Source organism: Aeromonas sp. sia0103 (assembly GCF_963895295.1).
Classification (GTDB): domain Bacteria; phylum Pseudomonadota; class Gammaproteobacteria; order Enterobacterales; family Aeromonadaceae; genus Aeromonas; species Aeromonas encheleia.
Window position 1 is genome coordinate 55319 of sequence record NZ_CAWQKG010000044.1, and the last position, 12126, is coordinate 67444.

10 protein-coding genes and 1 tRNA gene are annotated in these 12126 nt (G+C 62.3%); 6 read left to right on the top strand and 5 right to left on the bottom strand.

Annotated features, from left to right (window positions below):
- Nucleotides 1–40 precede the first annotated feature (40 nt).
- From AACW18_RS14225 to zntR, 3 genes are all read right to left on the bottom strand, one after another.
- On the bottom strand, nucleotides 41–262 hold the full coding sequence (locus AACW18_RS14225) for an alternative ribosome-rescue factor A (RefSeq protein ID WP_218330128.1): 222 nt from the start codon (nucleotides 260–262) through the stop codon (nucleotides 41–43).
- Between the two features lie 123 nt (nucleotides 263–385).
- Nucleotides 386–925: a dihydrofolate reductase family protein gene (locus AACW18_RS14230; RefSeq protein ID WP_218389186.1), complete on the bottom strand. Its 540-nt coding sequence runs from the start codon at nucleotides 923–925 to the stop codon at nucleotides 386–388.
- 4 nt (nucleotides 926–929) lie between these two features.
- Entirely contained in the window at nucleotides 930–1367 is a 438-nt protein-coding gene (gene zntR / locus AACW18_RS14235) for a Zn(2+)-responsive transcriptional regulator (RefSeq protein ID WP_218330127.1), read from the bottom strand.
- A 432-nt stretch (nucleotides 1368–1799) separates the two neighbouring features.
- On the opposite strand from zntR, the gene purH reads away from it, so the two are divergent.
- The 6 genes from purH to AACW18_RS14265 all read left to right on the top strand — a co-directional run bounded on the left by purH (nucleotide 1800) and on the right by AACW18_RS14265 (nucleotide 9803).
- The gene (purH, locus tag AACW18_RS14240) at nucleotides 1800–3392 is read left to right on the top strand and encodes a bifunctional phosphoribosylaminoimidazolecarboxamide formyltransferase/IMP cyclohydrolase (protein ID WP_218291651.1); all 1593 of its coding nucleotides are present in this window, start codon (nucleotides 1800–1802) and stop codon (nucleotides 3390–3392) included.
- A gap of 103 nt (nucleotides 3393–3495) precedes the next feature.
- Nucleotides 3496–4785 carry a phosphoribosylamine--glycine ligase gene (gene purD / locus AACW18_RS14245; protein ID WP_042653024.1) on the top strand — a complete coding sequence of 430 codons (1290 nt, stop codon included), beginning with the start codon at nucleotides 3496–3498 and terminating at the stop codon, nucleotides 4783–4785.
- 395 nt (nucleotides 4786–5180) lie between these two features.
- Nucleotides 5181–5555 carry a cytochrome b562 gene (locus AACW18_RS14250; RefSeq protein ID WP_042653025.1) on the top strand — a complete coding sequence of 125 codons (375 nt, stop codon included), beginning with the start codon at nucleotides 5181–5183 and terminating at the stop codon, nucleotides 5553–5555.
- Nucleotides 5536–6090 carry a cytochrome b/b6 domain-containing protein gene (locus tag AACW18_RS14255; RefSeq protein ID WP_218389039.1) on the top strand — a complete coding sequence of 185 codons (555 nt, stop codon included), beginning with the start codon at nucleotides 5536–5538 and terminating at the stop codon, nucleotides 6088–6090. Before AACW18_RS14250 ends, AACW18_RS14255 begins: the two co-directional genes overlap by 20 nt.
- 369 nt (nucleotides 6091–6459) lie before the next feature.
- Nucleotides 6460–9036 carry an alpha amylase C-terminal domain-containing protein gene (locus tag AACW18_RS14260; RefSeq protein WP_218389040.1) on the top strand — a complete coding sequence of 859 codons (2577 nt, stop codon included), beginning with the start codon at nucleotides 6460–6462 and terminating at the stop codon, nucleotides 9034–9036.
- A 296-nt stretch (nucleotides 9037–9332) separates the two neighbouring features.
- Entirely contained in the window at nucleotides 9333–9803 is a 471-nt protein-coding gene (locus AACW18_RS14265; protein WP_218389041.1) for a tetratricopeptide repeat protein, read from the top strand.
- Nucleotides 9804–9850: 47 nt separating this feature from the next.
- On the opposite strand, the gene AACW18_RS14270 is transcribed toward AACW18_RS14265, so the two are convergent.
- Together AACW18_RS14270 and rpoD are read right to left on the bottom strand one after the other, a co-directional pair.
- A tRNA-Ile gene (locus AACW18_RS14270) sits at nucleotides 9851–9927 on the bottom strand.
- A gap of 179 nt (nucleotides 9928–10106) precedes the next feature.
- Nucleotides 10107–12002: an RNA polymerase sigma factor RpoD gene (rpoD, locus tag AACW18_RS14275; protein WP_305729942.1), complete on the bottom strand. Its 1896-nt coding sequence runs from the start codon at nucleotides 12000–12002 to the stop codon at nucleotides 10107–10109.
- Nucleotides 12003–12126: the final 124 nt, after the last annotated feature.

Genomic DNA, 12126 nt, shown 5'->3' on the forward strand with positions numbered 1-12126 from the left:
CCTGTTTTTGATCTGGCCACATCGGCCGGTAGAAACCCGCTCAGCAGCAGACGCGTTGCATCCGCTGTTGGCCGGGCTCCCACCGCTGGCCATGCTTGGCCTTGCGCTGATAACTGCCCTTGCCCTTCTTGCTCTGCTCGACTCTGGCCTGAAACAGCGGTGAGGTCACCAGCGCCTTCAGGTGATTGTCGTGGATGACGCCGCGCTGATGATCGTGCGCGGACTCGGCGGTGGCAGCGGCCACCTTCTGTTGCTTGGCCATATGACCCTCTTTTATTGACGAAGATAACGCCCCCTCTAGTTAACGAGGCGGTCAAAAACGCAGCGATTGTGCCTCCGGGCCCACCGCAGCGCAAGTCCCGCGCGAAGACAGGCAGCCGATGCGTCATGCGGGATGATAAACGACCCGCATCAGGCCACTCGGCAGCAGCTTGCTGCTCTGGGGCACCAGGGCCCCCGGCAACGGTTCGCCCCCGAACAGCGAGACGTCCTTGCCCAGCACCACCGGCACCCAGAACAGAGTCAGCTCGTCCACCAGCCCGGCCTGCAGGCCTTGCCGCACCACGGCGCCACCGTCCAGATAGAGGTGGCGGGTCCCCTCCTGCCACAGCTCCCTCAGCACCTGTGCCAGCTCCCCCTGTCGGAAGGAGACGTTGGCACGGGGCTCGGCGGGCCTGTGCGTCAGCACCACCAGTGGCTTGTCGCCGTAGGGCCAGTCGGGGAAGGCCAGCACAGTCTCGTAGCTGTTGCGCCCCATCAGCAGCACATCCGCGCTCGCCATCAGCGCGCTGTAGCCGGTCTCCTCCTGGGAGTCGCCGTTATAGGGACTCAGCCAGTCCAGATCATTCCCCTCCCCCGCGATAAAGCCATCGAGGGAGAGGGCCAGGAAGGCGGAGACCCTGGGCCGTCTGTGCTCCTTGCTTATGGACTCAGTGCTCATGATCGTGATGCTCATGGCGGGCCGGGGTGCCCGACTCCAGGGTCTCGAGGATGGCGCAGTGTTCGGCCGAGCGCGGCCCGCCGCAGCAGATGTTGGAGAGCTCCCGCAGGTTTTCGCGAAAACGGGTCAGTTCGATGATCTTCTGCTCCACCTGGGTCAGCTTGGCGTCGGCCACTGCCTTCACCTCCTGGCAGGTCACCCTGGCCTTGTTGGTGTCGAGATCCAGCAATTCACCTATATCGGCGAGGGAGAACCCCACCGACTTGGCGCGGATGATGAACTCCAGCCGTCGCCTGTCCTGCTCGCCATAGAGGCGGTAGCCGGACTCGTTGCGCAGGCCCGGCGAGATGAGCCCGTTCTTCTCGTAAAAGCGCAGGGTATCCGCCTTCACCCCGCACGCCTTGGCCAGTTCCCCGATCCGATACATGTCCCTCTCCCACTGGATATGGTACTCAATACAAAGCGGATTCCACTATCGCGCCTTTGCCTGTCGATTGCCAGCCAAAGGCAGGAAAGCGCTAGATAAAGGCGGACGGCAGGGTCATTTCCCGTCAAAACGCTGAAAAGACAAACGTTTCACAAAAAATGATCGGAAAACGTTTAACACCGCACCAGACAAGGCTTTGTCACTTTAAAAAATCCACCACGGCTCACATTTTTTGTGTAGAATACGCGCCCACAAGAGAGCGTCGCGTCAAGCGGGCATTTCCTAAAACGCTTTTGCCAGCATCCGGGCTTTTGGGCGAGAGTGATTTGCGAAATCCCCCACTTCCATTTATTTGGGGACTCTCTGTGCTGGGTGCGGCCAACGTGCGCCTGCCTCCCATAGAAGTTCCCGCATGCTGAGGACGATAGTGTGATGGAACAAGCTCGACCCATTCGCCGTGCACTGCTGAGTGTGTCTGACAAGACTGGCATCCTGGAATTTGCCAAGGCACTCAACGAGCGTGGCGTGGCCCTGCTCTCCACCGGCGGCACCGCCAAGCTGCTCGCCGACGCGGGTCTGCCGGTGACCGAGGTCTCCGACTACACGGGCTTCCCCGAGATGATGGATGGCCGGGTCAAGACCCTGCATCCCAAGGTGCACGGTGGCATTCTCGGCCGTCGCGATCGGGATGACGCCATCATGGCCCAGCACAATATCTCCCCCATCGACATGGTTGTCGTCAACCTCTACCCCTTCGCCGCCACCGTGGCCAAAGCGGGTTGCACCCTGGCCGACGCGGTCGAGAACATCGACATCGGTGGCCCGACCATGGTGCGCTCCGCCGCCAAGAACCACAAAGACGTGGCCATAGTGGTCAAGGCCGCCGACTACAGCCGGGTGATCGCCGAGATGGACGGCAACGGCAACAGCCTGACCCTCGCCACCCGCTTCGATCTCGCCATCGCCGCCTTCGAGCACACCGCCGCCTACGACGGCATGATCGCCAACTACTTCGGCACCCTGGTGCCCTCTTACGGCGACAACAAGGAAGGCGACGCCGAGTCCCGCTTCCCGCGCACCTTCAACAGCCAGTTCATCAAGAAGCAGGACATGCGCTACGGCGAAAACAGCCATCAGGCTGCCGCCTTCTATGTCGAGGAGCAGGCCGCACCGGGCTCAGTCGCAAGTAGCCAACAGCTGCAGGGCAAAGCACTCTCCTACAACAACATCGCCGACACAGACGCGGCGCTGGAGTGCGTGAAGGAGTTCTCCGAGCCGGCCTGTGTCATCGTCAAGCACGCCAACCCTTGCGGCGTGGCCATAGGTGACGACCTGCTGACGGCCTACGATCGTGCCTACCAGACCGATCCCACCTCGGCCTTTGGCGGCATCATCGCCTTCAACCGGCCGCTGGACGGCGCCACCGCCGCCGCCATAGTCGCCCGCCAGTTTGTGGAGGTGATCATCGCCCCGAGCGTCAGCCAGGAGGCCCGTGACGCTGTCGCCGCCAAGCAGAACGTGCGTCTGCTGGAGTGCGGCCAGTGGACGGCACCGGCCCAGGGCTTTGACCTCAAGCGCGTCAACGGCGGCCTGCTGGTGCAGGAGCGCGATCTCGGCATGGTGACCCAGGGTGATCTGAAGGTGGTCAGCAAGCGTCAGCCGACCGAGGCCGAGCTGAAAGATCTGCTGTTCTGCTGGAAGGTGGCCAAGTTCGTCAAGTCCAACGCCATCGTCTATGCCAAGGACGGCCAGACCATAGGCGTCGGCGCCGGCCAGATGAGCCGGGTCTACTCCGCCAAGATCGCTGGCATCAAGGCCGAGGATGAAGGGTTGACAGTGGCGGGCTCCGTCATGGCCTCCGATGCCTTCTTCCCGTTCCGCGATGGCATCGACGCCGCCGCGGCCGCCGGCATCGCCTGCGTCATCCAGCCGGGTGGCTCGATGCGCGACCAGGAGGTGATCGACGCCGCCGACGAACACGGCATGACCATGGTGTTCACCAACATGCGTCATTTCCGTCACTGATGAGTCAGGGCCGCCACTGGCGGCCCTTTTGTTGTCTCTTTTCAACTGGCTATTTTCAACCGCTTGCCCCAAGCGGTGATCACAAATAGAAGCGAGCGATACGATGAAAGTACTGATCATTGGTAACGGCGGCCGTGAGCACGCCCTGGCCTGGAAGGCCAAGCAATCCCCCATGGTGACCCGGGTGTTCGTCGCCCCCGGCAATGCCGGCACGGCCCACGAGGGCAGCATCGAGAACATTGCCATCGAGGCGACCGACATCCCGGCCCTGCTGGCCTTCGCCAAGGCTCAGCAGATAGGTCTCACCATAGTCGGACCGGAAGCGCCGCTGGTGAAAGGCGTGGTGGATGCCTTCCGTGCCGAAGGGCTCGCCATCTTCGGCCCGACCGCCGCCGCCGCCCAGCTGGAAGGCTCCAAGGCGTTCGCCAAGGACTTCCTGGCGCGCCACGCCATCCCCACTGCCGACTACCAGAACTTCACCGAGGTGGAGCCCGCACTGGCCTACCTGCGCGAGAAGGGCGCCCCCATCGTCATCAAGGCTGACGGCCTGGCCGCCGGCAAGGGCGTCATCGTCGCCATGACCCTCGATGAGGCAGAGGAAGCGGTGCGCGACATGCTGTCCGGCAATGCGTTCGGCGATGCAGGCGCCCGGGTGGTGATCGAGGAGTTCCTGGACGGGGAAGAGGCGAGTTTCATCGTCATGGTGGACGGCGAGCACGTGCTGCCCATGGCCACCAGCCAGGATCACAAGCGGGTCGGCGACGGCGATACCGGTCTCAACACCGGTGGCATGGGAGCCTACTCCCCGGCCCCCGTGGTGACCGATGCGGTGCATCAGAGGGTGATGGAGCAGGTGATCATGCCGACCGTGCGTGGCATGGCGGCCGAGGGCAATGTCTACACCGGTTTCCTCTACGCCGGCCTGATGATCGATGGGCAGGGCAACCCCAAGGTGATCGAGTTCAACTGCCGCTTCGGCGACCCCGAGACCCAGCCCATCATGCTGCGCATGCGCTCCGATCTGGTGGAGCTGTGCCTGGCGGCCTGCGCCGGCAAGCTGGATCGGGTCGAAGCCATCTATGATCCCCGCGTCGCCATCGGCGTGGTGTTGGCGGCGGGCGGTTACCCGGGTGACTACCAGCAGGGCAAGCCCATCAGCGGCCTGCCGGTGGAAGAGGCGAGCGGCGAGAAGGTGTTCCATGCCGGCTCCCAGCTGGCGGGAGACACCATAGTCACCGCCGGTGGCCGCGTGCTGTGCGCCACCGCGCTGGGCCACACGGTCGCCGAGGCGCAGCAACGCGCCTATCAGCTGGCGGGCCGCATCCAGTGGGACGGGGTCTTCTACCGCACCGACATCGGCTGGCGCGCCATCGAGCGCGAACAGGCCAAGTAAGCCCGGTCGTTCGTACCCTGATGTGAGTGGGGCCTGCGGGCCCCTTTTTGCGCCTGGGATCCGGGAGCGGGGCTACTGGCCTGTCGCCAGAGCCACAGGCCGCGCAGTCCCCTGCACCAGCTCGCGCTCGCCCCAGTGAGTGCCGACACCGGCAGCTCACGCTACCCCGCCGACGAGCCGAGCTCAGGCCGGCTTGCCTGCTATCCACCCAGCCCCATCAGACCGCCCGTCCCTTCTGTCCTGCTACATGTCGTCAGCACAATGCACACATTTCGTCACAACTAGTCGCTTTTCAGCCATACATTTGACCCATTTTCATGGCATCATGCTAAATTGACCGCACTCAAATGAGTGCCATAAGAACCCACAATGTCGTAGTCCCATAAGGAAATCCCATGTTGAAAACTGTGCGCCCCCTGCTGTTGCCCCTGATGTTTGGCCTGATGACCCTGCCCGCCATGGCAGGCGATCTGGAGCAGCCGATGAAGAAGATCGGCTTCAACTACAAGCAGGCACTCAAGGCCAGCGATGCCGCCACCATGGAGAAGCACATCAAGGAGATGAAGGCCCAGCTCGACATCGCCAAAGAGCAGAACATGCCCACGGCCAAGAAGGAGAAGTTCCTCGAAGGCATGGGCGAGGTGCAGACCGAGCTGGACGCCAGCCTGGCCGCCCTGCAGGCCGGTGATGAGGAGAAGGCCCGCGCGCATCTGGCCAAGATCAACGACCTGAAGAAGGAGTACCACACCTATGCCAAGCAGAAAGGCTGAGCCTTTTCGCTGGGATAGCCTGGTCCGCCTCATTCACTGGGGGGTGGCGGCGGCCTGCGTCGCCAACCTCTGGTTCAACGAGGCGGGAGAGACCTGGCACGAGCGGCTCGGCTATCTGGCCATCATCCTGATCAGCCTGCGGCTGGGGTGGGGACTCTCCTTCGCCAGGGGCCACGCCCGCCTGAGCGCCCTCATCCCGAACCGGGAGGACTTCCGCCAGCAGGCCCTGGCGCTGCGTGAACGCACCCCCGCCGCCCCCGGCCATCACGGCAGCGGCAAGCTGGCGGTCTGGGCACTCTGGCTGCTCATCCTGGCTACCGCGGGCACCGGCTGGTTTCAAAACACCGAGCCGGGGTTTGAACTGGGGGCCGACGACTGGCATGTCTGGTGTACCTGGGCGCTGCAGGGACTGATTGCCCTGCACCTGTGCGCCATCGTCTACACCTCCTGGCGCCAGCGCAGCAATCTGTTGGCCCGCATGCTGCCGATGCGCCAGCGCGCCGCCCCGGTCCGACAGCAAGAACCACACGCCTGATCCCGAGAACCCATGGCGGGGCGATGTGCATTCGCCGCGCCCTGCCATCGCTGACCCGCTAACACCTTCGCCTGCATAGGGGAGCACTCCCCTCCTCTCTCCCTGCTATTCCACTCCTAACCACGACCGAAAACCCATCGGCACTGGTACCGGATGGCGGTGCTGAGCCACCTCGTCCACCCCGCTCTGCCAGGGGCCTGGCAAGTGTCATATGAAAGCATTTTCATTCACAGTTTTTAACTAATTACGCCTGCTCGATTTTCAACCAGCTGGATTTCATCAATGCTACTGAACCGAACGAGAGTTGTTCGTCGTCCGTTCGAGATTCAGGCAGTGAAAACCAATAACAAAATCGAAGGGAAAATCGTCATGCACAACACACTGTTTCGAACCGCCCTGCTCGCCGCGGCGCTTGGCTCATTCAGCCACTCCGCCACCGCCGAAGGCGTCATGGTTCATCTGTTCCAATGGAAGTTCAACGACATCGCCAACGAGTGCGAGACGGTGCTCGGTCCCAAGGGGTTCGGGGGCGTCCAGATCACGCCACCGGCCGAGCACAAGCAGGGAAGCGAGTACTGGTGGACCGTCTACCAGCCGGTCAGCTTCAAGAATTTCAACAGCTTCGGTGGCAGTGAGGCGGAGCTCAGGAGCATGATCACCCGCTGCAACGCCGCCGGGGTCAAGATCTACGCCGACGCCGTCTTCAACCAGCTGGCCTCGGGCACAGGCACCGCCACCGGCGGCGGCAGCTACAACTCCGGCCAGTTCCAGTACCCCCAGTTCGGTTACAACGACTTCCACCACAGCGGTGATATCACCAACTACGGCGACAGCAACAACGTCTGGAACGGCGCCCTCTACGGCATGCCGGATCTGAACACAGGATCCGCCTACGTGCAGGATCAGATCGCCACCTACATGAAGACCCTGCTCGGTTGGGGAGTTGCCGGTTTTCGCGTCGACGCGGCCAAGCACATGGCCCCCAGCGAGGTGAAGGCGATCCTCGACAAGGCAGGCAGTCCCAAGGCCTATCTGGAGGTGATAGGTGCCGGCGGTGAATCCGCCGAGATCCAGCCCAACCGCTACACCTATATCGACAGGGTCACCGACTTCAAATACGGCACCAGTCTCGCCGCCAACTTCAACGGCCAGATCAAGAACCTCAAGACCCTGGGCGAGAGCTGGGGCCTGCTCCCCTCCGACAAGTCCTTCATCTTCGTCGTCAACCACGACCGCGAACGCGGCCACGGCGGTGGCGGCATGCTCACCTTCATGAACGGTGGCCGCTATGAGCTGGCCAACGTCTTCATGATGGCCTGGCCCTATGGCTGGAAGCAGGTGATGTCCGGCTACCGCTTCGCCGACATGGGCAAGTACGAGACCGACAAGGGCGCGCCGGGCAGCACGCCCTGCTCCGACAGCCAGTGGAACTGCGAACAGCGCCGTCCGACCATCATGAACATGGCCCTGTTCCACAACAGGACCGAGGGCACTGCGGTCAACAACTGGTGGGACAATGGCAACAACCAGATCGCCTTCAGCCGGGGTGACAAGGGCTTCGTCGCCATCAACAACGAGAGCGGCAGCCTGGTGGCCTCGGTGCAGACCGGCCTGCCGGCCGGCGAGTACTGCAACATCTTGAGCGGCAACGATTACTGCAGCGGCGCCTATATCCAGGTCGACGGCAGCGGCAAGGCCAGCCTGAACCTCGCAGGCATGAAGGCCGCCGCCATCCTGGCCGGCTGCACCAAGGCCAGCCCCTGTGGCGTGACAACCCTGCCGGGCAACAGGTTCAGCAGCCTGAACCTGCGCGGCACCCACAACGCCTGGGGCAACACCCCCATGCAGGTGGATGCCAACCGCATCTGGTCCGCCATCGTCAACCTGACCGGCGCCGGTGATGCCACCGGGGCCCAGCGCTTCAAGTTCGACGTCTTCGGCAACTGGACCGAAAACTATGGCGACAACGAAGGGGATGGCATCGCCGACAAAGGCAGCACCAAGGACATCTACCTCAGTGGCATCGGCCAGTATCGTGTCTCCCTCAAGGAGAGCGATCTCAGCTACACCCTGACCGCCCTGAACGCCAACCAGGCCCCCGTCGCCGCCCTCTCGCCCAAGGCCATCAGCGTCAAGCTGGGGGAGAGCGTGGTGTTCGATGGCTCAACCTCCAGCGATGATGCCGGTGTGGTGAGCTACGGCTGGTCCACCGGCGGCAGCGCCCAGACCGAGACAGTCCAGTTCGATACCCTGGGCTCCCACACCGTCACTCTGACCGTCACCGACGCAGAGGGGCTGACCGCCAGCGCCAGCGCCACCGTGAACGTCACCGACAGCAACGGCAGCTACACCAGCGTGCTGCCGACCCTGAACTTCCGTGGCACCCCCAACGGCTGGGGCGCACTGGCCATGACCCTGATCGCCGACAATCAGTGGGAGGCGCAAGTCAGCTTCGACGGTCAGACCAACCAGCGCTTCAAGTTCGACGTCAAGGGGGACTGGAGCCAGAACTACGGCGATACCAACAAGGATGGCGTGGCCGAGCAGGCCGGTGCCGACATCACCACCACTGTCACCGGCCTGTACCGCGTGCGCTTCAACGACCAGAGCCTGCAGTACAGCCTGAGCCCGGTCAGCGTCGGCTATGCCAAGAACTTCGCCAGCCTGAACCTGCGCGGCACCCCCAACGGCTGGGGCACCACCCCCCTGACCCTGGTCGGCGACCACCTGTGGCAGGCCAGCGTCACCTTCAGCGGCGCCGGTGATGCCAACGGGGGTCAGCGCTTCAAGTTCGACGTCAAGGGGGACTGGACCCAGAACTACGGCGACAGCAACAAGGACGGCGTGGCCGAGTCGGCAGGGGCCGACATCACCAGCCCGGTGATCGGTGCCTATCTCGTTCGCTTCAACGACCAGACCCTGGCCTACAGCCTGAGCGCCCAGTAAGCCGGCGAGGGGCGGTGACGCCCCGCGCCTGCATGCTCACCAGCAAGGCCTCCTCCCCCTGGGCAGGAGGCCTTTTTTATCCGCGAGGTGCCCCACGCGCTCAGCGTGCGGCCCGGTGGGACTCGCCTCGAGAGCCCTCCTGGCTTGCTCCGTCTCCAGCCGGCCTGACCATCGCCATTGGCGCCCTCCTGCTGTTTGTCTCTGCCTGCACGGCGGATGCATGGCCCCTCTCTTCCCCATTTCCCGGCCGCTGACTCGCAGGCATACTGGAATTACATCCCCATGCAGGAGCGCATATGAAACAGCTGGAAACCCTCAGGGCCGAGGGACGGATTGAAGAGGCTCGCCAACACGGTCTGCTGCAACTCATCGAGCACCCGCAGCACGCCGAGCTGCATTATGAGGTGGCCTGCCTGCACGACACGCTCGGGCGCGAGACCCAGGCCATTCCCCTCTACCAGAAGGCCATAGCGCTGGGACTGAGCGAGGCCTCCTTGCGCGGCGCCTGGCTGGGTCTCGGCAGCTCTTATCGCAGCACTGGGCAGTATACGGAGGCCCTGGCCGCCTTCGAGCAGGGGCTGGCCCGCTTCCCCGACGCCGCCGAGTTCAGGGTGTTTAGGGCCATGGCCTGTTACAACCTGGGCCACCACAAGGAGGGAATGGAGAGCCTGCTGGCCGTGCTGGCCGTCACTACGACAGCTCCCGACCTCACCCCCTATAGGCGCGCCATCGCGCTCTACGCCGAGGATCTTGACCGGCGCTGGTGAACGCCAGAAACGACAAAGCCGCTCATAAGAGCGGCTTTGTCTGAATTTGGTGGCCCCTGCCTGACTTGAACAGGCGACCAATCGATTATGAGTCGACTGCTCTAACCAACTGAGCTAAGGGGCCAGAATCTTGGTTTTGCGGCGTGGATTATAGGGGATGTGGGATAACCCGTCCATAGGCAGATCAACCACTTGGCGAGTTTTTGTCCACCCGCCAGCAAATCTCTCTGCGCCCTGGCTCCCGGATAAAACAAAGCCCCGCATGGCGGGGCTTTTGAGACAGCTCAGGGCAATGCTTCAGGACTATTCGTCCAGGAAGCTGCGCAGCACTTCCGAGCGGCTCGGGTGGCGCAGTTTGCGCAGTGCCTTGGCTTCGATCTGACGAATACGCTCACGGGTCACGTCGAACTGCTTGCCCACTTCCTCGAGGGTGTGGTCAGTGTTCATGTCGATCCCGAAACGCATCCGCAACACCTTGGCTTCACGGGCAGTCAGGCCAGCCAGCACTTCGCGGGTCGCGTTGCGCAGGCTTTCGCTGGTCGCCGCATCCGCCGGCAGTGCCAGGGTGGTGTCTTCGATGAAGTCACCCAAGTGGGAGTCTTCATCATCACCGATGGGCGTCTCCATGGAGATGGGCTCCTTGGCGATCTTCAGCACCTTGCGGATCTTGTCTTCCGGCATGCCCATGCGCATGGCCAGCTCTTCCGGGTTCGGTTCACGACCCATCTCCTGCAGCATCTGGCGGGAGATACGGTTGAGCTTGTTGATGGTCTCGATCATGTGCACCGGGATACGGATAGTACGGGCCTGATCCGCGATGGAGCGGGTAATGGCCTGACGGATCCACCAGGTGGCATAGGTAGAGAACTTGTAGCCACGACGGTATTCAAACTTGTCTACCGCCTTCATCAGACCTATGTTGCCCTCCTGGATCAGATCCAGGAATTGCAGACCGCGGTTGGTGTACTTCTTGGCGATAGAGATAACCAGACGCAGGTTGGCCTCGACCATCTCTTTCTTCGCACGACGGGCCTTGGCCTCGCCGATGCTCATGCGACGGTTGATATCCTTGATCTGGGCGATGGAGAGGCCGGTCTCCTCTTCGATCTGCTGCAGCTTGCCGATGGCGCGCAGCACATCTTCGTCCATCTCGACCAGACGCGGCGACCAGGCTTTGCCTGCCTGCTTCTGATATTCAAACCAGGCGGTCTCGCACTCATTGTTGGTGAAGGCCGCGACGAAGGTCTTCTTCGGCATCTTGGCCTGCTCAACGCAGAGCTTCATGATGATGCGTTCCTGCACCCGCACCCGCTCCATCATCTCGCGCATGTTGTTGACCAGGCGATCGAACTGCTTGGGCATCAGGCGGAATTGACGGAACACATCGGCCAGCTGGGCAATGGCAGCCTGGGTGTCGTCGTGGGCACGACCATTCTTCTGAATGGAGAGACGGGTGACTTCGTACTGGGCACGCAGTTCACCGAACTTCTCACGGGCGACTTCAGGATCCGGACCACCGTCCCCCTCGTCGTCGGAGTTGTCACCGTCTTCGTCTTCGTCTTCGTCTTCGTCTTCGTCTTCGTCAGCCAGATCGTCTTCGCTGAGCTCGGAGCCAATATGAGTGGCGGTCGGCGCCACATCATCGGCCTCGTTGGGATCGATAAAACCGGAGATGATATCGGACAGACGCAACTGCTCGGCTTCGTACTTGTCATACTGTTCGAGCAGGTAAGTGATGGCTTCAGGGTACTCGGCAACGGAGCTTTGTACCTGGTTGATACCGTCTTCGATCCGCTTGGCGATGTCGATTTCGCCTTCGCGGGTCAGCAGTTCGACGGTACCCATTTCCCGCATGTACATGCGGACGGGATCGGTCGTGCGACCAATCTCAGATTCAACAGATGCCAGAGCCTGGGCCGCTGCTTCGGCAGCGTCCTCATCGGCGGTACCACCTTCGGCCATGATCAGGTCATCGGCGTCCGGGGCGTTCTCCACCACCTGAATACCCATATCGTTGATCATCTGGATGATGTCTTCGATCTGGTCAGAGTCGACAATGTCTTGCGGGAGGTGATCGTTCACCTCGGCATAGGTCAGGTAGCCCTGTTCTTTACCTTTGGCAACGAGGAGTTTAAGCTGAGACTGCGGGGTTTGCTCCATAGAACTCATCCGGTTGGTGTTGCTAGGTTGCGCGTACAGTGCGCTGCTGCGCAAATAGCCAATTCTAATAGAAAACCGCCAGACATGCTATGTCTGGTTGCGGCGTCGGTCATGAGAAACCCCTGCCCGCAGTATTGTCGGGGCCAGGCGGTTATACAATATT

Bases quoted from the DNA above. Each gene is read 5' to 3' on its own strand.
- AACW18_RS14225 (WP_218330128.1), bottom strand. From the start codon at position 262: ATGGCCAAGCAACAGAAGGTGGCCGCTGCCACCGCCGAGTCCGCGCAC.
- zntR (WP_218330127.1), bottom strand. From the start codon at position 1,367: ATGTATCGGATCGGGGAACTGGCCAAGGCGTGCGGGGTGAAGGCGGAT.
- purH (WP_218291651.1), top strand. From the start codon at position 1,800: ATGGAACAAGCTCGACCCATTCGCCGTGCACTGCTGAGTGTGTCTGAC.
- purD (WP_042653024.1), top strand. From the start codon at position 3,496: ATGAAAGTACTGATCATTGGTAACGGCGGCCGTGAGCACGCCCTGGCC.
- AACW18_RS14250 (WP_042653025.1), top strand. From the start codon at position 5,181: ATGTTGAAAACTGTGCGCCCCCTGCTGTTGCCCCTGATGTTTGGCCTG.
- AACW18_RS14255 (WP_218389039.1), top strand. From the start codon at position 5,536: ATGCCAAGCAGAAAGGCTGAGCCTTTTCGCTGGGATAGCCTGGTCCGC.
- AACW18_RS14260 (WP_218389040.1), top strand. From the start codon at position 6,460: ATGCACAACACACTGTTTCGAACCGCCCTGCTCGCCGCGGCGCTTGGC.
- AACW18_RS14265 (WP_218389041.1), top strand. From the start codon at position 9,333: ATGAAACAGCTGGAAACCCTCAGGGCCGAGGGACGGATTGAAGAGGCT.